This is a genomic window from Polynucleobacter sp. P1-05-14 (genome assembly GCF_018881675.1).
Lineage (GTDB): Bacteria > Pseudomonadota > Gammaproteobacteria > Burkholderiales > Burkholderiaceae > Polynucleobacter.
Map to the genome: position 1 here is coordinate 179,114 of NZ_JACVPV010000007.1, position 22,985 is coordinate 202,098.

Below are 22,985 nucleotides of genomic sequence, written 5' to 3' on the forward strand. Positions count from 1 at the left end.
ATTCGTATAATAAGGCGGGTCTGGATCTATGAGTCATTATCGCCGTCGCGCCGGCCATTGCGCCCCTCTTTTTTTGCATGTAACCCTGCGCGTTTTGATGGGGGTGGCATTGCTTCAATTTGCCCTCTGCGCACGCGCTCAAGCGCCTGCTCCCTTAACTCCAAACGCACAAGCTAATGCTAATACGGTTTTATTGCCTGATCGTGGCAATGTCACTGTTTTAAAGTTGGACGATCAGCTGCGAGTCGGGGTTCCCTTGGATGATAGTAAGGCACTTACTTTTACTTCAAGTGATTCTATTGATGGCGTTGTAGACCGCAAGATGAAGTTGAAGGGCCGCGCACAAATGCGACGCAATGGCGGGGTCATTAAAGCGGATGAAATTATTTATGACCCTGATACTGACATTGCTGATCTCGTAGGTAACGCTGAGTTGACCAAAGGTAATACGACTTTCAAGGGGCCAACTGCCCAATTTAAAGTTGATGCGCGTGAAGGCGAAATGGAAACGCCTTCGTACGAGCTACGAGATACGCGCGGCAATGGTACGGCTAAAAAACTCACTATTGAAAACTCAGATATTTTTGTTTTTGATAAAGCGACCTACACAACATGTACGCCGCAAAATATGGACTGGTATTTTTCAGTCAGTACTTTAGAAATTGATAATGAGCAAAAAGAAATGGTTGGAACGCATGGCGTGATGCGCTTCTTTGATGTTCCTATTGCATACGTTCCTTACTTCACCGCTCCCACCTCCAATGAGCGTCGTTCGGGCATCTTGGCGCCGGTGGCAGGATACAACTCCAATAATGGCTTTGACATTACTCAGCCTTATTACGTCAACATAGCTCCCAATAGGGACTTATTAATTCTTCCGCGTTACATGAGCGAGCGCGGCCTGCAGGTGGGTGCAAATTACCGCTTTCTGGACAGTAAGGACAGCGGCACCCTAGGCGGTGACTACCTCGCGCATGACAATAAGACGGGAACCAGCCGTTGGCGCTATGACTGGCAGCAGAGAGAGGTGTTTAGCGGAGGTGTGGCGCCTGGTGGAATACCGCTCCCAGGCTCTTGGACTGGTTACGCCAATATGGCGCGAGTTTCAGATAATTTATACCCCACTGACTTCTCACAGAGTATTGCTGGAGCAGTTACTAGTCAGTTTCGTCAAGAAGTCGGTACTACTAAAGGCTTGACGGGAAGTTTAAGTAACTGGGTAGTGTCAGCTAGAGCGTTAACGTTTCAAACTCTGCAGCCGGACCCAACCGCTTTAGTTCAGGCCCCTTACAACGTGTTGCCAAATATTACCGCTGCCTATAACAACCGCCTTAGTCCTGCAGTAGCTGATACTAGCGGTAAGTACGTTACTTTACCTACTGGACCAGCAACTACGTTCTCTACAGATTACACAAGATTCTCATATAACATTGGCGGCAACTTAGCTGCTACTGCGCCTGGTGTTTACAGTCAGGCCGATCGAACGGTCGTTAAGGGTGCGATGGCTTTGCCTCAGGTAACACCAGGCTATTACATCACCCCAAAGATGAGCTTTCAATCAAACACGTATAACGCCACTCCTTTTGCAACTGGTGGAGCGCCTGTTGCACAAGGCTTTACCATCCCTACATTCAGTTTGGATTCTGGATTGGCATTTGAAAGAGATGCCGCTGAATTGAAGGGCTTTTACGGCCGAGATATGTTGTTAACTATGGAGCCCCGCGCTTTCTATGTTTACACGCCTTATCAAAATCAATCACAAACACCTTTGTTTGACACTGCGGATGCGGGCTTCGGTGTTTCGCAGATCTTTAGTGAAAATACCTTTATTGGTAATGACCGTGTGGCAGATAACAATGCAGCCACGCTTGGTTTAACTAGCCGCATGATTGAAGCTAGCACTGGTGCAGAGCGTGCCACGGTCACTCTTGCACAGAAGCAGCAGTTCACTGGGCAGCGGGTTGGCTTGAATGGCACGATTGTGAATCCCACTACTTATTCCGATACCTTGGGCTCTGGTTCAGTGCGCTTACTTGGTAATTTCAGTGCAGATGTATTTGGTCAATACAATACGCAGCTCAATCGTTTGGTTCAAACTACCGTGGGCGGTAGTTGGCGTCCGACTCCGGGCAGAAGTTTGAATTTTGGATACCGTAATGTGTGGTCGCCACCAGTGCAAGCATCTGTCCAAAACAATCAGCCTTTTGTGCCCTCTGCCACCACGACGGATCAATACAATATTTCTGGGCAGTGGCCTATTACCCGTGAGGTTTCTGTTTTAGGGCGCTGGGGATACGATGCCTTGACTACCAAGACTTTGAACACCTTAGTGGCCTTGGAGTGGAGTAGGGACTGCTGGACTTTTCGTGGCGCCTACTCTCAAGTCTTGAATACTTCTCAAATAACCACCACCCAGGTGCTCTTTCAGGTCGAATTTAGGGGCTTTGGTAGCGCTGGAAGCAATCCAGTTGATATCATGAAGCTAAATGTTCCTGGATATATGCCTACCTCTAAGCCTATACCACCCTCAACATACGAGAACTATCAATAATGCTTTGTATGAAACGTTTTAAACAAATGAGTGTTCATGCCATTTTTATTGGCATTGGATTATTCGCGAATGTTGCACTTGCTCAGGATTCAGCAAAGGCGAATGCTATTGCCGAAAGCAAGATTCGTAATATCGATGGTGTAGCTGCAGTCGTCAACACGGGTTATGTAACTCGCAAAGAAATTGATGACCGAATTGCTGCACTTAAAAAACAAGGTGTGAAATTGCCTGAGGATGGTACGGTTCGTAAAACCATTCTGGATAGACTTATCCTAGAAAAAATTCAATTACAAAATGCCGAACAAGAAGGCGTTACTGTAAGCAACAAAGAGTTAGACAAGATTATTGGCGATATTGCAGCAAAAAATAAGTTATCAGTTGCTGAGTTCAAGGTAAAAGTAACCGCCTCTGGTAGTACCTTTGAGCGCTATAAGCAGTTATTGCGGGATGACGTCATGATTACCCGTTATCGCGAAAGAGAAGTAGAGGGTAAGCTCAAAATCTCGGGTGCTGAGATTGATAACTTCATTGCTGAGCGTACGCGGGCAATCGCTAGTGCTGGAGCTCAGAGGTCCGCACCTGCTGCCAAAGGTGAGCCTGAAGAAATCGACGTAGCTCAAATTTTTATTCCTGTTGATCCTGCAGCTGGGGCTGGTACTCAAGCTGAAGCAAAGAAGAAGGCAGATGCTCTGTTGAAAGATGCTCGTGGGGATGTTGACTTCCTACAGCTAGGCGCAATGGCTGCAAAAGATAATCCAAAGATTAAGTTTCAAGAATTAGGCTATCGCACTCCTGATCGTTTGCCACAATTATTTTATGAAGCAATTCGCAATACTGGTGGTGGACAGGTTGCTAACACGGTTGTGAAAAGTCCTGCTGGATACCATGTACTGAAAGTTTTGGATCGCCGTGCAGCAGGAGCAAGTGCGCCTCCGCAGCAGGCTGCAGCACCTGATGCTGGCTCACCTACTCCGCAAAATATTCCTATTACACAAACTCTCTCCCGTCATATTTTATTGCGTAGTCGTGCTGGCTTAAGTGATCAAGATGCAGAGAGGCGCTTGCAGGGTTATCGTGATCAGGTGCGAGCAAAGACTGCAGACTTTGCGGAACTTGCAAAGAAGTATTCTGAAGATGGATCTGCGCCAAATGGCGGTGAGCTAGGTTGGATGAGTCCTGGGGATTTGGTTCCCGAATTTGAGCAGGCCATGAATCGTCTGCAAATTGGCGAGGTTAGTAACCCTGTAAAAACAGAGTTTGGTTGGCACTTAATTCAGGTATTAGAGCGTCGCGAAGGTCAGCTCACTGTCGAGAAGCAACGTCAATTTGCGCGAGCAGCAATTCGTGAGAGAAAGTTTGATCAAGCTTATCAAGAGTGGATGCGTGAGCTGCGTGATAACGCAACTGTAAAAATTCTGAACGTGGAAGATGAAGCAAGTAGCGCACCTCGTTAATCTCGTTGTAACTACCGGTGAACCAGCCGGTGTTGGGTCTGAAGTTTCTTTAGCTGCCTCGCTTGAGTTTCTACGTTCACATGCAGATGCTCACATCACTTTATTAGGTAACGATAAGTTACTGAGAATACCTGGGGGCCTTGGTTCAGACCTATCTAGTCGATTACAAATCCAATCCGTCCCCCTCGGAGCCCCTGTTGTTTTGGGGAGCTTAAATTCGCAAAACGCTCAATATGTGGTGAATCTTTTAGATCAGGCGATTGATGGTTGTCTGGAAGGGCGATTTGATGCCGTGGTGACTGCGCCTCTTCAAAAAAGCATTATTAATGAGGCTGGTACGCCATTTACAGGGCATACGGAATACCTAGCACAGCGCTGCAAGGTTTCTCATGTGGTGATGATGTTATGTGCGCCGTTGCCCATCGGTTTTTTAGGGCTCAAGACACCCAGAGATTTACGTGTTGCTCTAGTCACAACTCATCTTCCCTTAAAGAATGTTCCGCAAGCACTGAGTTATGACTTGATATTGGAAACGATTCAAGTCGTTAATCAAGATTTACAGCAGAAATTCGGAATCGCTAAGCCCATCATTCGGATGGCGGGTTTAAATCCACATGCAGGAGAGTCTGGTTATTTGGGCCGAGAAGAAATTGAAATCATCTCTCCGGCTATTGAAGCGGCTAAGAAGATGGGAATCCATGTTTCTGGTCCTTATCCCGGCGATACCATGTTTGATCCAGAATCTGTTGCTCAAGTAGATGCATTTATTGCGATGTACCACGATCAAGGACTCGCACCCTTCAAGTTTGTGACCTTTGGTAATGGCGTGAATGTCACTTTAGGATTACCTATTATTCGAACTTCCGTAGATCACGGAACCGCTTTGGATATTGCTGGCAAAGGGCTGGCTGACTCGGGGAGCATGCTTGAGGCTTTGCGCTTCGCATATAAGTTAGCTCTGAATAAACGAAAGCAAGACTAATCTATGCATCGCGCTCGCAAACGATTTGGCCAAAACTTTTTGCAGGACAACGGAATTATTTATTCTATTGTTGCGCTTATCAATCCTAGTGCGGATATGCATGTCATTGAGATTGGTCCTGGCCTAGGTGCGCTAACACTCCCTTTGTTGAGTAATCTTGATCACCTAGACCTTTTGGAGATTGACCGTGATTTGGTAGCTTTTTGGAATGAGAAAAATCTCAAAGGCCTCTCAGTGATTGAGGGTGATGCGCTCAAGTTTGACTTTTTGACATGGGCTCAGAATAGATCGACCAAGCAAGGCTTATGTAAAGTGGTTGGCAATCTGCCATACAACATTTCATCACCTCTGCTATTTCATTTGGTTTCTGCGGCAGCCTCAATTGATGAGCAGGTATTTATGTTGCAAGCAGAGGTGGTGGAAAGAATGGTTGCGAAGGCGGGAAGCTCTGATTTCAGTCGTCTGTCGGTCATGCTGCAAGCCCGTTACGACATGGAGCTAGTGCTGGAGGTTCCTCCTGAGGCTTTTGATCCTCAGCCTAAGGTGAACTCAGCTGTCGTGCGAATGATCCCAAGAAGGGACTTCACGTTGACGGATGCTCAATGGAATTCATTGGAAAAAGTAGTTGCCGCCGCCTTCTCCCAAAGAAGAAAAATGTTGCGGACTAATTTGAGTGCTTTTTCAGGCAGATTGAGTTTGACGGAGATAGAGCTTAAGGCGAGAGCCCAGGATATTTCCGTTGACCGCTATATCGAGTGGGCTAAAGTTCTAGCCTCATAAATCAATATTCAGTCCTGACTCAGCACTGAATTACTGCCTTCTAGTGAATTATTTATAAGCGCTGGGGTCAATCACGCGCATTTCAGCTTCAATCCAGCCTTCTACTTCCCGTTGGAGCTCTTCTGCTGATTTATTGGTTGAGCTAATTGCTGGACCAATTGAAAAGATGACTGTGCCCGGTTCCTTGACAAAGCTATTTTTCGGCCAGCAACGACCAGCGTTGTGTGCAATCGGAATCACTAGTGCATCTGTAGCATTCGCAAGGCGTGCCCCACCTTTGCGGTAAGGCTTCGTTGATCCAATAGGAGTTCTAGTGCCTTCTGGAAAGAGCATGATCCATTTGCCTTCACTTAAGCGTTTACGACCTTGAGTCGCTACAGAATGGGCTGCTGTCTGCTTATTAGAACGATTAATGTGGATCATCTTTAGTAAAGCGAGTGCCCAACCAAAAAATGGGATCCAAAGTAGTTCGCGCTTAAAGACAAAGCAAAGTTGTTTTGGCAGTAGTGCGATGTACGCAATAGTTTCGTAAGCTGACTGGTGCTTACTTAAGATGATGACCCGCTCATTAAGTACAGCCCGCATGTTTTCCATACCGCGAATTTCATAATGAATGCCGCACAATGGCTTTAATAGGGCGATAACGATTTTGTTCCAGAGCCCAATAAATGTGTAACGGTTTTCTGGACTTAGGAATGGAAAGGCCAGCATGCATAGCACTGACCAGATGGGTGTAAAGATAACTAAAAATAAGGCAAAGAGGATGGAGCGAATCAATTTCACGATGGGTCTAAGCCTTATTTTCTAAAAGTGCATTTGCAAAAGCCAGTAGATCAGCATGAATTTGTGTGCCTTCAGGTAGGTTACCTTTTGTAAGCGTTTTTTCACCCTTACCTGTGAGCACTAGGTGAGGTGAAGCTCCTAAGGCTACTCCAGCTTGAAGATCCCGTAAAGAATCCCCCACTATAGGAACGCCTGTCAGTGGTTTGGTGCTATCCGTCCTCTTATAGCGCAATGCAATTTCTTTCATCATGCCTGGTGCCGGTTTACGGCAATCACATTGATGTGAATCTTGATGAGGGCAAAAGAAGATGCTGTCGATATGACCGCCTAATGGCTTTAGCAAAGTCTCCATTTTGCTATGCATGGCATGTAAATCATTAATTGTGAAGTAGCCTCTGGAAAGACCTGACTGATTGGTTGCTAAAGCAATTTGATAGCCCGCTTGATTGAGTAAGGCTATCGCCTCTAAGCTTCCTCGAAGGGGAATCCATTGATCTACTGACTTCACATAATCATCGCGATCTTCATTGATCACGCCATCTCGATCAAGAATGACTAATTTAGAAGAGCTGGAGCTCATGCTAATTTGCCGAGATCGGCAACGAGATTCATTTTCTGGTGAAGTTGTTGCAGGAGAGCGAGGCGATTATCTCGTAGCTCAGGATTAGGATCCATGACCATCACATCTGCAAAGAATTGATCAATTGGTCCGCTCAAGGCGACTAGCGCTCTTAAGAGTTCAACAAATTGACGTTTTTCATAAGCAGCATTGAGTGCAGGAGTCACCGCTTCCAATGCTTTGTGTAGTGTTGCCTCTGCTGGAATTTGCAGTAATTTGGCTGAACACGCTGCAGGAATAGCGGTAGTGGTTTTCTTCAGAATATTGCTGATGCGCTTATTGGCGGCAGCTAATTGAGCCGCTTCTGCTAGAGCATTAAATTCACGCAGGGCAGTCAATCGCTCGATCAAGTCATTAATTTGTGCTGGGTCTTGGCTCAGGACAGCATCAATCTCTGCGCTAGTAAACGCTTTACCAGCAACTGATTGGTCCCGCAAATAGGCGCGCAAGCGATCAATAATGAACGCATAGATATCGGCAGCTTTTGCTTTTTCTTGCACATCAGCCTGGGGAAACTGCGCACGAGCTAATTCGATTAATTCAGGCAAATTCAGCGAAAGATTCTTTTCTAAGAGCAAACGGCAAATACCTAAGGCATGACGACGTAGGGCATACGGGTCTTTATCGCCAATAGGGGCAAGCCCAACACCCCAAATGCCAACCAGCGTTTCTAATTTGTCGGCAATAGCTAAGATCGTGCCAGTTTGGGTTTGCGGCAGAGTGTCGCCTGCAAAGCGCGGCATATAGTGTTCGCTGCAAGCACTAGCAACATCAGCATGCTCGCCATCATGGGTAGCGTAATAACGCCCCATAATGCCTTGCAACTCTGGGAACTCGCCAACCATATCAGTTAGTAAGTCTGTCTTAGCAATTTCTGCAGCACGTGAAGCGAGCTTTTCATCGGCACCCAGTCTTTTGGCGATACCTACAGCTAACCCTTGAACGCGCTTTGTGCGATCTAGCTGATTGCCTAACTGGTTGTGATAAACCACCTTGCCAAGATCTGCCACACGAGAAGCCAAAGGGCGCTTTTGATCTTGCTGGAAGAAGAAGCGAGCATCGGACAAGCGTGGGCGTACAACGCGCTCATTGCCTGAGATGATGGCGTCTGGCTTACTTGTTTCAATATTAGAAGCAATCAAGAAACGATTACGTAATTTGCCTTGTTTGTCTGTCAATGCAAAATACTTTTGATTGGTTTGCATGGTCAAAATCAAGCATTCTTGAGGTACCTCTAAGAACTCTTGATCAAAATGGCATTCGTAGATGGCCGGCCACTCAACAAGGGCTGTTACTTCATCTAGAAGGCTATCCGGCATTAATACCAGATCCTCGCCAGCCGCTTTTAATAGGGCAGCTTCAATTTGCGCCCGACGCTGATTAAAGCTAGCAATAATCTTGGCTTTGGACTGGAGCTCGATCTCGTATTGGTCTGCATTCGTAATGGTGATGAGGCCAGGAGCTAAAAAACGATGGCCTTCAGTTTGATTGGCTGCATCAATACCTAGAGCACTGATGTTTAAAGTAGTAGCACCATGTAGTGCAATGATGCGGTGGGCAGGACGAGCAAATTGCACGTCGGCCAATCGACCATCCTTTTGTAGCACTTGGTAGTGCATCATTTTTGCAATGGGCAGCTTGCTTAATGTTTGTTCAAGCGCAGCCTGCGCCGTTTGCTCAAGAGCAGCACCTTTAGCAATGACATTAAGGTACAGGGCTTCATTCTTACCTTCACCCGCTTTTTCTAAAGTCGCAAGATCAATATCCCCATACCCTAGAGCACCCAATTTTTTGAGTAGTGGTGGGGTTGCTTTACCTTCAGCGTCAAATGCAATGCTAGTAGGTAATAATTTTTCCCGCACAGGGTAGTCAGGCGCTTGATCAAGAACCTTAGTGACTTGTACGGCTAAACGACGCGGGGTTGCAAAGCCGGTCATCTTGGATGATTCGGATGCAAGACCAGCTGTTTTGAGTGCTGCAAAGATGCCTTCGCTAAATGCATCACCTAAGCGACGCAGAGTCTTAGGTGGCAGTTCTTCGGTAAATACCTCGATCAATAAAGTCGCTGATTGAGGATTTGAATTAGATGTGCTCATAAGTGGAATACAAAAATCTCGATGCGCTTAAGCCTGAGCTTTAGCTTGACGTTGACACATTGGGAAGCCCAGTTTTTCTCTAGACTCAAAGTAGGCCTGCGCCACTGCCCGAGAAAGATTACGAATGCGGCCTATGTAGGCTGCACGCTCAGTCACCGAGATAGCGCCACGCGCATCCAGCAAATTAAATGTGTGCGCTGCTTTAAGTACCATCTCGTAAGCAGGTAGTGCCAGTGGAACTTCCATCAAACGCTTTGCTTCACTTTCATAGTTTGTGAAGTTGGCAAAGAGTAAATCAGTATTGGAGTGTTCAAAGTTGTAGCAAGATTGCTCCACTTCATTCTGGTGATATACATCCCCATAAGAGATGCCGTCGGCCCATACTAAGTCGTAGACGTTAGAGCAGTTTTGGATATACATTGCCAAACGCTCAATACCGTAGGTAATCTCACCAAGAACAGGCTTGCAATCTAAGCCACCTACTTGTTGGAAGTAAGTGAACTGCGTCACCTCCATGCCATTGAGCCAAACTTCCCAGCCAAGACCCCATGCACCCAGTGTTGGGTTTTCCCAATCGTCCTCTACAAAACGAACATCATTCTCTTTAAGGTCTAAGCCTAAAGCGGCAAGAGATCCTAGGTAAAGATCGAGAATATTTTCAGGTGCTGGCTTGAGGACTACTTGATATTGATAGTAGTGTTGTAAGCGATTTGGATTTTCACCATAGCGACCATCTTTAGGTCGGCGGGATGGCTGAACGTAAGCTGCTTTCCAAGGCTCAGGACCAATGGCGCGTAAGAAGGTTGCGGTATGGGATGTACCGGCACCAACCTCGAGGTCGATAGGTTGCAATAGGGCACAAGCTTGTTGGTCCCAATAATCTTGAAGTTTGAGAATGATTTGCTGAAAAGTAAGCATGATTAACCTGGCTAAGCCTTTGATTTTACATGGCTAGAGCACTCTAGAGTTAAAAATGCTTAAAAACGCCTGTGACGAATCAGACCCCAAAGCAAGAGCAGGCAAGAAATACCCAAAATCGGTAAATTGCCCCAAATGACATAAGGTGTTTTTCCAGAATACGCCTGAACCTGGGTGCTGAGGGTTGTTTGGGTAAATTCCGGGAGCGCTTTTAGTACTCTGCCATCAGGACCAAGAACTGCAGTAATTCCGGTATTGGTGGCACGCAAGGCGGGAAGTCCAGTTTCCAGGGAGCGCAATTGTGAAAGCCTGAGTTGTTGAGTGGATGCTTGAGAATCCCCAAACCAGGCTAGATTGGTCATGTTAATAAGTAGGTTGACTGGCTGGTCGCTATGTTGAATGCGGGAGGCGAGTTCGCCACCAAAGACGTCTTCATAGCAAATCGTAATTGCCGCATGAAGATCATCTTGATCCTTGCGCACAATCGCAAAGGGGGGTTGATCTAGTTTTCCTCTTGCAAAGTCGCTCATGGGTACATGAAAGGCTTTAACGAACCACTGAAAACCTAGAGGGATAAATTCTCCAAAGGGAACGAGGTGGGCTTTATCGTATTGATAGGGCAATGCATTGGGCGAGAGTCCAGTAGCGCGATTCGAATACTGCATACCGCCTTCTCCAGGCACTTCGCCGATCAAGCCAAGCAGAATGTTGCTGTTACCTTTATTGGAAAAATCTTGCAGGTAATTAAATAAGCCAATTGGCAAATTGGGAAGTGGCCATGGAAACGCAGTCTCAGGAATGATGATAAGGTTGGCTGCTTCTTTAGTAATTTCTCCAGCATAGAAATCGATTTGCCTGCCAATAGCTTGAGGATTGAATTTCAGACTTTGTTCAAAGTTGCCTTGAATTAAGCGAACGCTAATTGGCTCTCCAACTGGCTTGGTGAAAGTAAATAAATTAGCGCTTTGAGAAATCCCAATGACAGCCAATATGAGGAACATGCTAGAAATGACATGCTTACGGGCTTGGTAAATTTCCCAGGAGGCCCATACTGCCAAAAAGGTACATGCTAGCCCGCCAAAGAAGGGTGCGACAGGCGCAAATGGGCCATTGAACTGGGTTTCTGCAAAGCCCATCCAAGGAAATCCAGTGAAGATATAGCCCCGTAGAAATTCTGCAAGAACCCAACTCGCTGCCAACAGCAGGCCAAATAAGCGACTCTGTTTAAACAGTGGAATAGCAAGTGTTGCCAATGAGAAATAGAGCGCCACATAAGCAGAGAGCAGGAATACACCCATACAAGCAAGTGGCGCACTCATGCCACCAACATCATGCAGGCTGATGTAAAGCCACCATAGACCTACAACAAAATAAGCGATGCCGAATGGGAGGCCTAAGACAAATTGTTTTTTAAAGGAGATGGGCTTCTGATCAAGACGCCACCACAGAAGGCTGAGAACGGGGATCTGAATCCAGCCACCATAGGGTAACTCAGCAACGGCAGCAAGGACCGCTCCCAATACAAACAGAATGCAAACTGAAAAGATTTTGATGCTCATGCCCGAATGATTGGAGTGCTGATCAAACAATGTAAATCTCAGTCTGATTTTTTATTGGATTGTCGTGCAAGCAGAATATGAATTTGTCTTGGGTCGGCGCGCTGCACTTCAAATTCAATGCCACCTATTTCAATGAGCTCACCCATTTTAGGGACGCGGCCTAAATGCTGAATCACTAAGCCCGCCACAGTCTCAATATCTTCTACTTCAAAATGAGTGCCAAGTCTTTCATTGAATTGCTCAAGCTCGGTAATGCCTTTAACGCGAATGTCGCCGTTATCCAAAGCGATGAGGTTGTCCGCTTCTTCATCGACGTCATGTTCATCCTCAATGTCGCCAACGATCTGCTCGAGCACATCTTCAATGGTGATGATGCCGGCAACGCCGCTATATTCGTCAACTACGATAGCTAAATGGTTGCGGTTATCTTTGAAGTCCCGTAATAGGACGCTAAGACGCTTGGATTCTGGAATGAATACCGCAGGACGTAACCAATCGCGGACCTGAAAATCTTTCTCAGTAGCGTGACGTAATAAATCTTTTGCTAACAAAATACCAATGACGTTATCTCGACTACCTTCGAACACAGGAAAGCGGGAGTGAGCTGCTTCAATAACGCTTTTAATGATTTCAGAGAGGGGCTGGCCAATATCGATCCAATCAATTTGGGCGCGGGGTACGAGGATATCGCGAGCGCATAACTGCCCTACTTGAAACACGCCCTCAATCATGGAGAGGGCATCGGCATCAATTAATCCCTCAGCCTGAGCTTCCCGAAGGGTATCAATCAGCTTTTGGCGGCGTTCACTGGGTTCCGTTGGCTGCGGAGTTAAAAAATCAGCCAAGCGATCTAAAAGGGATTTATTGGGGTCAGGCATATAGCAAGAATAGCGTAGAAATATGGCAAATCAAGAATAGGGGTTAGCAAAGCCCAATTTTTGGAGACTCTGGATTTCCAGGGACTCCATTTTTTTAGCATCCCGGCCTATCTCGTGATCATGGCCTTGAGCATGAAGGCAGCCGTGCACAATTAAATGGGCCAAATGGGCTTTTAGTAATTTACTTTGCTCTTTAGCTTCTTTTTGCAGAACCGGTAGGCAAAAAATAATATCTGCTACTACAGCTTCTTTTGAAAGCTCGTAAGGAAAAGTTAAAACATTGGTGGCGTAATCTTTTTGACGAAAAGCCAAGTTCAACTTTTTACCTTCCGCAGCATTTACAAAGCGTAGGGTAATTAAGCCACCAAGTGCCGTAGAGCTTTTGACCCATTTCTTAATTAGGGTTGAGGAAGCCACTTTATTTACGGAGGACTCAATCGCCGGGCTAGCGTATTGCAACTCAATCGCTAGCTTGGGAGAAGTACTTTTATTATTGGCTGACATGTGCTTCTACCAAATCGCCTCTGAGGGTGTAGTTCAGAACTTCCGTAATACGAATGTCTACGAATTGACCAATCAGGCTCTCAATATCTTGAACGGGTGCTGTGAAATGAATGACGCGATTATTTTCAGCGCGACCTTGTAAGTTGATGCCATCTTTGGCAAGACCTTCAATCAATACTCTTTCAGTATTACCCAGCATTTTTTGGCTAATTTGGTTTGCCTGTCCCTCAACCAATGCCAATAAAGTTTGGAGACGCTTGAGTTTGACTTCGTATGGTGTGTCATCGTGAAGATTCGCTGCTGGAGTTCCTGGACGTGGGCTAAAGATAAAACAAAAGCTGTTATCAAAGTTCAGATCTTTCACTATCTTCAATAGTTTTTCAAAGTCAGCCTCAGTTTCTCCTGGGAAACCCACAATGAAATCACTCGACAGTGTCAGGTCGGGACGAACAGCGCGCATCTTGCGAATAATGCTCTTGAACTCCAGTGCCGTATAGCCACGTTTCATCGCTGAGAGCATAGAATCCGACCCATGTTGTACGGGCAGATGCAGGTGACTAACAAGCTTAGGCACTTTGGCGTAGACGTCGATGAGGCGTTGTGTAAATTCTTTAGGATGGCTGGTGGTAAAGCGAATTCGTTCAACCCCAGGAATTTCAGCAATGTATTCAATTAATAGAGCAAAGTCAGCGATTTCTTCAGTGTCACCCATCTTGCCAAGGTAGGCATTTACATTTTGACCAAGCAGAACAATTTCTTTGACGCCTTTACTTGCTAGGCCAGCGACTTCTGTCAGCACATCATCAAATGGTCTTGAGACTTCTTCACCACGCGTATATGGCACAACACAGTAGCTGCAATACTTAGAGCAACCTTCCATGATGGAGACGTATGCAGAGCCACGAGTTTGGCGAGATGCGGGAAGATGATCAAACTTTTCGATTTCAGGAAAAGAAATATCCACTTGTGAGATGCCTGTTTTGCGACGCTGTGCAATGAGGTCGGATAAGCGATGGAGTGTTTGAGGTCCAAACACAACATCTACGTAAGGAGCGCGGCTAACAATTTGTTGACCTTCTTGGCTGGCAACGCAGCCACCAACACCAATCAGTAAGTCAGGCTTCGTTTTTTTGAGTTCACGCAGCCGTCCTAAATCTGAAAAGACTTTATCTTCCGCTTTTTCGCGGATAGAGCAGGTGTTGAGAAGAACCACGTCGGCATCTTCAGGTCGATCCGTCATGACCATGCCTTCATCCGCATGCAGGAGGTCTGCCATTTTTCCCGAGTCGTACTCGTTCATTTGACAGCCAAAGGTTTTGATGTAGAGCTTTTTCATATGCCGTTCTCAGGTGTATAGCTGGGGGCGAAGCTCAGATTTTACCGCCTAAGACCCAAGTTGTTCTTATATGAGTCTGTAAGCCAGAATTGCCACGATGGTGGGCGGAATGGCCGCAATCAATAAATACAGCGCTGAAACCGTATGCCCAGGAAAGTGGCCACGCAAGATCGCAATACCCGCTGGGTTGGGGGCATTAGCAATAACGGTGAGGCCACCACCGGCAACCGCTCCACCCACTAATGCCAGCTTGAACTCCGGTGAGGTTCCCGTAACCAATGATCCTAAATAGGTGAGTGCCGCATTGTCAGTGAAAGCAGTTAAACCAAGACTGCCATAAAAGACTGCGGTAGGGCTCATCATTTCGAGAATGGGTTGCAGCCACCATCCTTGCAATGAACCCAATACTACTAAGCCACCCAGGAAGAATCCTACTAAAAGCGCTTCTTTCAGGATGAGAGGACTTTGATGTTTTGGATATGCCGTGGTGTAACCAATAAAGAAGAGCAGAATCCACGTGAAAATAATCGGATCATGCGCAAAGTAAACCACACCAAATAAGAAAACTAGGTGCGTCAAAATGACTGCGAAAGGAATTTTTACTTCCCCTTTATCGGCATTTGGTTCAATCAATTGGCGATGAAATAAAAGCGTTGCTGCCAGAGCATTGATGAAGATCGCAATGCAAGACTCTAGACCAAAGTTGCTAAACATAAATGCTGAACTCCATCCCCAGGTAGAGGCCACCATCAGAACAGGCGGAGCAGCAAAATTGGTGAGTGTGCCTCCAATGGAGATATTCACAAAGAGCACGCCAAGGGTGCCAAATAGAAGCGCTTTAGAACATTGGTGACGATAGACAAGATCGCGCAATAAAAAAGCAGCCAGAGTCATCGCTGCAGGCTCGGTGATCAAAGAGCCAAGGAGTGGTGTGGCCCCTAGAGTTAAAAAATATAAAGCAGGAGCGCTTCTGATACGCAAAAGATATTGCAGGCCATTGGCCAGCACATGCAAAATTTGAGTAGAAAAATACAGAATGGGTTTTGTGCCAGCCACAATCATGATGGCAAAAACAAAGAGTGGTTCTGTGAAATTGCGTTTATTCAGAAAGTTCTTAGCAGTCCCTAAGTCGTCATATAAGGAAATAAAAATAACCAGTATGGCAGCCCAAAAACCAAAAACAATTTCTACTTCACCAAGGAGATGCCAAAGACCAGCATGTCGAGGCGATTTTTTAGCAATCGTTTCAAAATAGCCTGTGCAAAAGGTATGCAAAACAGCAATTGCAAAAATAATGCTCGCACCAAGTTCTGTGGGGGTAAAGTTCATAGCAGAATGGTAGCAGGTGCTTGGTGAGGCTCAGACATTGTTAATTTAGGAGATTTTGGTGAAATTAAAGATTGGGTATCAAGAGCTCATTCAGGAGGCAATGGCTGAAATTGAGACGCTCTCCTTGGAAATGGCGTCAGATTTATTGGTAGATACAAATGTGGTGTTTGTGGATATACGGGATGTTCGTGAATTAGAGCGAGAGGGCATGATTCCAAATGCGCTGCATGCCCCCAGGGGAATGTTGGAGTTTTGGGTTGACCCTGACAGCCCTTATTACAAACCAATCTTTGGGGAAGGCAAGAGGATCGTGTTGTATTGCGCCTCAGCTTGGCGTTCGGCCCTAGCAACACAAACCCTCCAGAGAATGGGTGTCCCTAATATATGCCACTTAGAGGGTGGCTTTAGTGCTTGGAAGAAGGCGCAATTACCCATCGTAGCAAAAGCAAGCAAATCCCATTCCAGTTAAAGTCAGTCTTGATGATTTTTTTGCATTAATAATTTTTTAGGATTCTTATGAGAAAAGTAGTTTCGCAGTTTGGCCAAGGCCCCCTTCAGCAGAAATTAACTGCTGGTGATTTACATTTTTTGTCTGATGCTGAAGTTTCTAAAGGAGGCTCTGATACCGGCCCAAGTCCTCACGAATATCTTGGTGCTGCTTTGGCAGCCTGTACCTCAATGACTTTAAAGATGTACGCTGGGCGCAAAGAAATGAAATTAGACAATGCTATCGTAACTGTTGATATCGAACGGAATGATGATGTTGAAACATTCTCCCGCGAGATTCAGTTGCAAGGCAACTTGAGTGCTGAAGAAAAAGAGCGCTTACTTGAGATTGCAGATAAATGTCCAATCCATAAAGCATTAGCAGGACAGATTCAAATAAAAACCCAGCTGGTAAATTAATACGAGCTGGGTTTGTGTTGCTGAACTCGGGCCTCAATAGGCCTGGGTATTCTGCTTAGCTAGGCTTATTAATTAGGTGCCTGAGCTGGCTGATTATTTTTACCAGCGTTATAACCGGAGTTGTAATTAGCAGCTTCATTTTTCTTGTAAGCATCATAGACATAGCCAGATGCTGCACCCACTGCTGCACCACCAACTGCGCCCCAGATAGGATTGCCGTGGAAGATTGCCGTGCCAACAGCACCAGCTGCTGCGCCAATGCCTGCGCCTGAGAGTGTACGTTGCTCTGTGTTGCTCATGTTTGAGCAACCAGCGATTGCTAAAGTTGCTGCGGTAATTGCGATAATTTTTTTCATCTCAACTGATCCTTTAAATGGGTATTCGTTTGTCTAAGTTACTTAGATTATTTTCTGGCGCAAGGGAAGCGTGAAGCTAAGAAGCCCAAGAAAACACCTGCTGCTGGTTTGTCTGCAACTTGTGGAGTGCTATTGGCAAACTTCACAAAATCACCAATGACTTCATCACGTGCTGGAGCAGGTTGCTTAACGCAAATAAATGGCTTCGCACGTTGTGGGTGACGAGTTGCTAAATAAGTTTCATAAACAGAAGTAGTAAAACCAATACAGAAGCTACGGGATTCTGGGCTTGCAGGAAGTTTGCAAACATTCGCGAGCTCTTGCGTGCTTAATACCTTGATGGTTTCTTGTGCTTGAGTAAGACCGGAAAATGCGGCTAAAGCGGCCAATGCGATGAGGATTTTTTTCATGGGTTCTCCCTTAGGTGTATGTAAAAACGATGATAAACCAAAAAAATTCTTATACAACAGGGCGCCAACTAAACTAGTAATACTGCTTTATGGCTACAACGTTTATCCATGCCCTGAATGATACCTATAATAAGTAATGGCTATATTTGAACTAGACGGAAATGCCCCTCATCTAGCTGAGGGTGCTTGGGTTGCCGACAGCGCAGAAGTGATCGGCAAGGTTGAACTTCATCAAGATGCGAGTATCTGGCCTAAAGTCGTTATCCGCGGCGATAACGACCTCATTCAAATCGGCGCAGGCAGCAATGTGCAAGATGCTTCTGTTTTGCACACCGATCCAGGCTATCCACTCATCATTGGTAAGCAGGTCACTGTTGGTCATCAAGTGATGCTGCATGGTTGCTACATCGGAGACGGTAGTTTGATTGGCATTGGCGCGGTGATTTTGAATGGCGCAAAGATTGGAAAAAACTGTCTCGTAGGTGCGGGCGCGCTTGTTACCGAAGGAAAAGAATTTCCGGATGGCTCCATGATTTTGGGGACTCCCGCTAAGGCGGTAAAAGAGTTGACCCCGGAGCAGATTGCTGGCATCCACGATATCGCTGGTCGATATGTCAAAAATGCGCAGCGTTATATGAAGACGCTGAAGAAAATTTCCTAATCTCTTAACTATCACTCGTTAAATATTTTGCTCTACGTATTTAATGTAGTTCTCCCAGTATTCCTACTCATATTGATTGGGTATGTTGGTGGGCGTACTGGTAAGTTAGGCATTAATGCTTCAGTTGAGCTCAATCGTTTTGTTGTTTGGTTGGCATTGCCTGCGCAACTATTTAACTTTGCCGCCAATAGTGGATGGCAAACGCTTTGGCAACCTGGTTTCATCACTGCTTTTTTTCTAAGTTGTTTAATTGTTTTTCTACTGGTGCTCTTGGTAAGCTGGGTATGTCATCGCGATTTAGCGGCAGCCAGTTTTGATAGCCTCAGCGCCTCTTATTCAAATACTGGGTATATGGGGATTCCTTTGTGCGCACTTGCCCTTGGCCAAGATGGTTTAGCCCCTGCGATTATTTCCACCTTCATTGTGTTTGTCATGTTTGCCCTGGCGACGGTCTTGATTGAGATTGGCATCTTGTCGCATAAGAAGCCGCATGAGATTGGTTTAAGCGTCATTAAATCGCTTTGCACTAATCCCTTGTTAATAGCTCCAGTTGCGGGTCTATTGTGGGCCTCGAGCGATTTAACTTTGTATGATCCGATTGCACAAGTAATTGCGTTCTTAGCTGCCGCATCAACACCTTGCGCTCTCGTTGCCATCGGTTTATTTCTGATGCAAAAAAGTACTGCCGCTCCTGCTCGGGCTTGGGGTATCAGTTTGACAAAGTTGATTCTTCAACCCTTGATTGCTTGGGTCATTGCGGGCCCCATCTTGGAGTTGCCAGCATTGTGGGTAAGTGCCATCGTCATACTCAGCGCGCTACCCACTGGTACGGGCCCCTTTATGTTGGCGCAGTACTACAAGGCTGACGGTAGTGTGATTTCTAGAGTGGTACTAATTACTACCGTGAGTTCTTTGCTGACGCTCTCTTTATTTTTGTGGTGGAGCAACGGGATTTAGTCCCTCAGCATCCATTTGTTTTTCCCAAGAGGCATCGTTAAAGGCGGGCAATGTCATGCATTCATGAAAGATTCGCATGAGAGTGGGGTAAGGCTTTACATCTACTTTTGCGCTTAGTGCATTAAAGAGTTGGGGCACTAAGCAGACATCAATCAAGCCAGGTTGATCGCCATAGGCAAATCTCCCAACCCGTGGATCAAGACTTAATTGCATCTCTACACTTTCGAGTCCAACCTTGATCCAGTGCCCATACCATTCATCCCTCGCCTCACTGCTGATGCCGAGTTTCTTGATCAGATAACGCAACACCCGTAAATTATTGATTGGGTGAATATCGCTCGCAATATCCATTGCAATAGCACGCACCCATGCGCGATCAATCGCTAGTGTTGGTAGAAGTGCTGGCTCAGATTGAATCTCTTCGAGGTACTCAATAATGGCTAAGGATTGATGAATACTTTTTTTGCCATCTTCTAGAAGAGGCACTAGGCGACTGGGATTTTTCTTGCCATACTCCTCGCCCAATTGATCTCCACCATTTTTACCGAGATGTACGGGAATGATTTGATAATCCATACCCTTGAGATTGAGGGCAATGCGAACCCGAAAAGCGGCGGAGCTGCGCCAAAAGCTATACAGCTTGGAGGTCATATCAACACCTTATTTGCACACATAGCTGACAGTATATTGAGGATGGTCATTCAAGTCTGTGCTCAGACAAAGTGCATTAGACTCAATGTTATGGAAGACATTAATTTCTGGATTGGCATCATTGCAACCATGGCCTTTGCGGTAACGGGTGTCTTAGCTATTGCAGATCGTGGCGTAGACCTCTTTGGCGTCTTGGTACTGGGTTTAATTACCGCCATTGGCGGCGGCACTATTCGCGACATTATTTTAGAAGCACCCATTTTCTGGTCTGAGAACCAAATGTATGTGTGGCTTGCACTCGGCGCTAGCATCCTCACCTTCTTTGCAGAATCTTTCTTTACCCAACCGCAAATTTATCGGTGGATGCTGTATATCGACGGATTTGGTGCTGCTCTCTTTGCGATTCAGGGTGCTGATAAGGCATGGGGCATGGGTTATGGTCTGCCTATTGCGCCAGTCATTTTGGGTGTGATTACTGCCATTGGCGGTGGCTTATTGCGCGATGTCTTGGCTGGCAGAAAAACGCTCATCATGTCGCATGAGCTTTATGCCATTCCAGTGACTTTGGGTTGTTGCGCCTATGTTCTGGTGCTGAACTTCTTGCCTCAGTATGTTGTTGAGGGCTCCGTGATCTGTATGCTCGGAATTTTTGGACTGCGCGCAGCTGCTATTTATTGGGATCTGCACGTACCCAAAATGTTTATTACTAAAACGCGTTAATTGCATCAACGCTGGGCTCATAGGTGTTGCGTAGCTACCTCTAATTCCCAAATATCTCGGGAAAACCCCGATCCTATTTGATGGGGAATTACCCTAACTAGTGGATTTCTTTGAATTTTTTCAAAGCATAATCGACCCGTTGTTATTTATTTAATAAAAATAGTTAGGAGCTACTGATGTCAACATCAACTAAAGCAGCCCCAATGACCGCTGAAGAACGCAAAGTTATCTTTGCATCATCTTTAGGTACGGTTTTTGAGTGGTACGACTTTTATCTTTACGGTTCACTTGCGGCAATTATTGCTAAGCAATTCTTCTCTGGCCTAGATGCTGGCTCTGCCTTCATTTTTGCTTTGTTAGCGTTTGCTGCTGGTTTCATCGTGCGTCCATTTGGCGCGTTGGTGTTTGGTCGTCTCGGCGATTTGATTGGCCGTAAATACACCTTCTTGGTAACCATCTTATTGATGGGCGGCGCAACTTTCATCGTGGGTATTCTGCCTAACTATGCAACCATCGGCGTTGCTGCTCCAGTGATCTTGATCGCATTGCGTATGCTTCAAGGTTTGGCTTTGGGCGGTGAGTACGGTGGTGCTGCTACTTACGTTGCAGAACACGCTCCTCATGGTCGTCGTGGTGCATACACAGCTTGGATTCAGACAACAGCTACCTTAGGCTTGTTCCTCTCCTTGCTCGTGATTTTGTTCACACGTGAATTCACTGGTCCAGACTTTGACGTTTGGGGCTGGCGCGTTCCTTTCATCGTTTCTATTGGGTTGTTGGCAGTTTCTGTATGGATTCGTTTGTCCATGAATGAATCTCCAGCTTTCAAGAAGATGAAAGAAGAAGGCAAATTGTCTAAAGCGCCTTTGACAGAGTCATTCGGTCAATGGAAGAACTTGAAGATTGTGATCTTGGCATTGTTTGGTCTGGTTGCAGGTCAAGCGGTGGTTTGGTACACAGGTCAGTTTTACGCTTTGTTCTACCTCACACAAGTGTTGAAAGTAGATGCTAAGACAGCGAACTTGTTGATTGCTGGTTCATTAGTAATCGGCACACCATTTTTTGTGGTCTTTGGTAGCCTGTCTGACAAGATCGGTCGTAAAGTGATCATCATGGGCGGTTTGTTATTGGCTGTAATTACTTACATCCCTAACACCCCTGTTTCCGTGTTTAATGCTTTGACACACTTTGCTAACCCAGCGTTGGAAAAGGCAATGGCAACAGCGCCAGCAACTATTACTGCTGACCCAGCTGAATGTACATTCCAGTTCAACCCAACTGGTACAGCGAAGTTCACAAGCTCTTGCGATATTGCAAAACAAGTGATGGCCTCGAACTCTGCTAGCTATACAACTGTTGCGGCTCCAGCTGGTGCCACTGCTGTTGTGAAAATTGGCGATATCGAAATCCCTGGATATACATCTAAGGGCATTGATCCTGCTGAAGCAAAAGCGAAAGATGCTGAGTTTAAGAAGGCAATTCGTGAGGCTTTGAACAAGGAAGGCTATCCTGTTAAGGCTGATCCAGCACAGATTAACTACTTTGCTGTGTTGTGCTTATTGGTGTACTTAGTGCTCTTGGTAACCATGGTTTATGGCCCAATCGCTGCGATGTTAGTTGAGATGTTCCCAACTCGTATTCGTTATACCTCTATGTCCTTGCCATACCACATTGGTAACGGTTGGTTCGGTGGCTTGTTGCCAACGATCTCCTTCGCCTTGGTAGCGCAAAACGGTAACATTTACTACGGTCTCTGGTACCCAATCATCATCGCTGCGATGACATTGGTAATCGGTACACTGTTTGTACGTGAAACTAAAGACGTAGATATCTACGCACGTGACTAAGCAGTTTTAGTCTGCATCAAATAAGAAACCCGATCAGAAATGGTCGGGTTTTTTTATTCCCACAAATCTTTTTGATTGCGACCGTTTAAAAGCTTTTGATTTTGCTGGGCAATAGAGATTTCTCTTGAACCTGGAATTAAAGTAATTTCAGCTCCAGCAGTGAGAGCTCCAGTTTTGAGTACCCGCAAATACCAACCACTAAAGCCAGACTGCAGCATGGCTTTGCTTGCACCCTTATAACCAACGGCAGCGTTGAATTTGAAGCAAGGCTCACGTAGTTTGACTACAGCAAATTCAAGCTCGCCAACAACCAATTTATCCCCAACAAACACTTCTGTTTCTAGCAGGCCTTCGATCGTGAAGTTCTCACCGATGGCACCATATTGCAAATCAACTGGCTGCTTAGTTTCTCTGGTGAGTAGTTGATTCCAGAAAATGTAATGCTCTGCTGGATAAACATAAATGGCTTTTTCAATTCCGCCGTGTACTGATAGGTCAGCTTGCTCATCACCTTTAATGCCCAGTGGAGTAATTTCAACTAGAACAGGATTTTCTAAATCACTGACCACCTTCTTGCGAATGGCTGAAGCAACTGATTTGTAATTAGGGTGGTGATTGCCAAATAAAGGAGCTACTTTGCCGGTGGATATAGAAAGAAGTCTCATGAGATAAATGGGGGCTTAAGAGA

23 protein-coding genes are annotated in these 22,985 nt (G+C 45.8%); 10 read left to right on the forward strand and 13 right to left on the reverse strand.

Annotation, left to right across the window (positions count from 1 at the left end; translation table 11 throughout):
* Positions 1 to 28: 28 nt before the first annotated feature.
* From ICN37_RS05715 to rsmA, 4 genes are read left to right on the forward strand one after another with little or no spacing between them, the layout of a single operon-like run.
* Entirely contained in the window at positions 29 to 2,551 is a 2,523-nt protein-coding gene (locus ICN37_RS05715; RefSeq protein ID WP_216155458.1) for an LPS-assembly protein LptD, read from the forward strand.
* Positions 2,552 to 2,559: 8 nt separating this feature from the next.
* Positions 2,560 to 4,005 (forward strand): peptidylprolyl isomerase, encoded by a 1,446-nt coding sequence (locus tag ICN37_RS05720; protein WP_255538470.1) that lies wholly within the window; start codon positions 2,560 to 2,562, stop codon positions 4,003 to 4,005.
* The gene (pdxA, locus tag ICN37_RS05725; RefSeq protein ID WP_216155461.1) at positions 3,980 to 4,987 is read left to right on the forward strand and encodes a 4-hydroxythreonine-4-phosphate dehydrogenase PdxA; all 1,008 of its coding nucleotides are present in this window, start codon (positions 3,980 to 3,982) and stop codon (positions 4,985 to 4,987) included. Before ICN37_RS05720 ends, pdxA begins: the two co-directional genes overlap by 26 nt.
* Positions 4,988 to 4,990: 3 nt before the next feature.
* Positions 4,991 to 5,767 carry a 16S rRNA (adenine(1518)-N(6)/adenine(1519)-N(6))-dimethyltransferase RsmA gene (rsmA, locus tag ICN37_RS05730; protein ID WP_216155463.1) on the forward strand — a complete coding sequence of 259 codons (777 nt, stop codon included), beginning with the start codon at positions 4,991 to 4,993 and terminating at the stop codon, positions 5,765 to 5,767.
* A 48-nt stretch (positions 5,768 to 5,815) separates the two neighbouring features.
* Here rsmA and ICN37_RS05735 read toward each other — a convergent pair whose 3' ends face one another.
* The 9 genes from ICN37_RS05735 to ICN37_RS05775 all read right to left on the reverse strand — a co-directional run bounded on the left by ICN37_RS05735 (position 5,816) and on the right by ICN37_RS05775 (position 15,789).
* Positions 5,816 to 6,550: a 1-acyl-sn-glycerol-3-phosphate acyltransferase gene (locus ICN37_RS05735; RefSeq protein WP_216155465.1), complete on the reverse strand. Its 735-nt coding sequence runs from the start codon at positions 6,548 to 6,550 to the stop codon at positions 5,816 to 5,818.
* A 7-nt stretch (positions 6,551 to 6,557) separates the two neighbouring features.
* Entirely contained in the window at positions 6,558 to 7,130 is a 573-nt protein-coding gene (gmhB, locus tag ICN37_RS05740) for a D-glycero-beta-D-manno-heptose 1,7-bisphosphate 7-phosphatase (RefSeq protein WP_072582741.1), read from the reverse strand.
* Complete coding sequence (gene glyS, locus ICN37_RS05745) at positions 7,127 to 9,265, reverse strand: glycine--tRNA ligase subunit beta (RefSeq protein WP_216155467.1); 2,139 nt, start codon at positions 9,263 to 9,265, stop codon at positions 7,127 to 7,129. Before glyS ends, gmhB begins: the two co-directional genes overlap by 4 nt.
* A gap of 27 nt (positions 9,266 to 9,292) precedes the next feature.
* Positions 9,293 to 10,183: a glycine--tRNA ligase subunit alpha gene (gene glyQ / locus ICN37_RS05750; protein WP_216155469.1), complete on the reverse strand. Its 891-nt coding sequence runs from the start codon at positions 10,181 to 10,183 to the stop codon at positions 9,293 to 9,295.
* Positions 10,184 to 10,242: 59 nt separating this feature from the next.
* A complete protein-coding gene (gene lnt, locus ICN37_RS05755; protein ID WP_216155471.1) occupies positions 10,243 to 11,742 on the reverse strand; it encodes an apolipoprotein N-acyltransferase in 1,500 nt (499 codons plus the stop codon).
* Positions 11,743 to 11,780: 38 nt separating this feature from the next.
* The gene (locus tag ICN37_RS05760) at positions 11,781 to 12,620 is read right to left on the reverse strand and encodes an HlyC/CorC family transporter (protein WP_216120259.1); all 840 of its coding nucleotides are present in this window, start codon (positions 12,618 to 12,620) and stop codon (positions 11,781 to 11,783) included.
* Between the two features lie 30 nt (positions 12,621 to 12,650).
* Positions 12,651 to 13,124 carry an rRNA maturation RNase YbeY gene (gene ybeY, locus ICN37_RS05765; RefSeq protein WP_216155473.1) on the reverse strand — a complete coding sequence of 158 codons (474 nt, stop codon included), beginning with the start codon at positions 13,122 to 13,124 and terminating at the stop codon, positions 12,651 to 12,653.
* A complete protein-coding gene (miaB, locus tag ICN37_RS05770) occupies positions 13,111 to 14,460 on the reverse strand; it encodes a tRNA (N6-isopentenyl adenosine(37)-C2)-methylthiotransferase MiaB (RefSeq protein WP_216155496.1) in 1,350 nt (449 codons plus the stop codon). The genes ybeY and miaB overlap by 14 nt, the downstream gene beginning before the upstream one ends.
* 66 nt (positions 14,461 to 14,526) lie before the next feature.
* Positions 14,527 to 15,789 (reverse strand): putative Na+/H+ antiporter, encoded by a 1,263-nt coding sequence (locus ICN37_RS05775; protein ID WP_216155497.1) that lies wholly within the window; start codon positions 15,787 to 15,789, stop codon positions 14,527 to 14,529.
* 58 nt (positions 15,790 to 15,847) lie between these two features.
* Between ICN37_RS05775 and ICN37_RS05780 the strand changes: the two genes are divergently transcribed.
* Together ICN37_RS05780 and ICN37_RS05785 are read left to right on the forward strand one after the other, a co-directional pair.
* Positions 15,848 to 16,258, forward strand: coding sequence for a rhodanese-like domain-containing protein (locus ICN37_RS05780; RefSeq protein ID WP_216155500.1), 411 nt, complete (start codon positions 15,848 to 15,850; stop codon positions 16,256 to 16,258).
* 47 nt (positions 16,259 to 16,305) lie between these two features.
* On the forward strand, positions 16,306 to 16,695 hold the full coding sequence (locus ICN37_RS05785) for an OsmC family protein (RefSeq protein WP_215321021.1): 390 nt from the start codon (positions 16,306 to 16,308) through the stop codon (positions 16,693 to 16,695).
* Between the two features lie 68 nt (positions 16,696 to 16,763).
* Here ICN37_RS05785 and ICN37_RS05790 read toward each other — a convergent pair whose 3' ends face one another.
* Positions 16,764 to 17,051, reverse strand: a complete 288-nt coding sequence (locus ICN37_RS05790) for a glycine zipper domain-containing protein (protein WP_215358625.1) — start codon at positions 17,049 to 17,051, stop codon at positions 16,764 to 16,766.
* A 47-nt stretch (positions 17,052 to 17,098) separates the two neighbouring features.
* The gene (locus tag ICN37_RS05795; protein WP_216155501.1) at positions 17,099 to 17,461 is read right to left on the reverse strand and encodes a Rap1a/Tai family immunity protein; all 363 of its coding nucleotides are present in this window, start codon (positions 17,459 to 17,461) and stop codon (positions 17,099 to 17,101) included.
* Positions 17,462 to 17,597: 136 nt separating this feature from the next.
* On the opposite strand from ICN37_RS05795, the gene ICN37_RS05800 reads away from it, so the two are divergent.
* Together ICN37_RS05800 and ICN37_RS05805 are read left to right on the forward strand one after the other, a co-directional pair.
* Positions 17,598 to 18,122 carry a gamma carbonic anhydrase family protein gene (locus ICN37_RS05800; RefSeq protein WP_215321019.1) on the forward strand — a complete coding sequence of 175 codons (525 nt, stop codon included), beginning with the start codon at positions 17,598 to 17,600 and terminating at the stop codon, positions 18,120 to 18,122.
* A 27-nt stretch (positions 18,123 to 18,149) separates the two neighbouring features.
* Positions 18,150 to 19,079 (forward strand): AEC family transporter, encoded by a 930-nt coding sequence (locus tag ICN37_RS05805; protein ID WP_216155503.1) that lies wholly within the window; start codon positions 18,150 to 18,152, stop codon positions 19,077 to 19,079.
* Here the strand turns inward: ICN37_RS05805 and maiA are convergent.
* Positions 19,050 to 19,730, reverse strand: a complete 681-nt coding sequence (gene maiA, locus ICN37_RS05810; protein WP_216155505.1) for a maleylacetoacetate isomerase — start codon at positions 19,728 to 19,730, stop codon at positions 19,050 to 19,052. The genes ICN37_RS05805 and maiA overlap by 30 nt on opposite strands.
* A gap of 90 nt (positions 19,731 to 19,820) precedes the next feature.
* Here maiA and ICN37_RS05815 point away from each other — a divergent pair, with 90 nt between their 5' ends.
* Both ICN37_RS05815 and ICN37_RS05820 read left to right on the forward strand, forming a co-directional pair.
* Positions 19,821 to 20,450, forward strand: a complete 630-nt coding sequence (locus ICN37_RS05815; RefSeq protein WP_216155508.1) for a trimeric intracellular cation channel family protein — start codon at positions 19,821 to 19,823, stop codon at positions 20,448 to 20,450.
* 176 nt (positions 20,451 to 20,626) lie between these two features.
* On the forward strand, positions 20,627 to 22,297 hold the full coding sequence (locus ICN37_RS05820; RefSeq protein ID WP_215321015.1) for an MFS transporter: 1,671 nt from the start codon (positions 20,627 to 20,629) through the stop codon (positions 22,295 to 22,297).
* Positions 22,298 to 22,350: 53 nt separating this feature from the next.
* On the opposite strand, the gene ICN37_RS05825 is transcribed toward ICN37_RS05820, so the two are convergent.
* Positions 22,351 to 22,962, reverse strand: a complete 612-nt coding sequence (locus ICN37_RS05825; RefSeq protein WP_216155510.1) for an MOSC domain-containing protein — start codon at positions 22,960 to 22,962, stop codon at positions 22,351 to 22,353.
* Positions 22,963 to 22,985 lie beyond the last annotated feature (23 nt).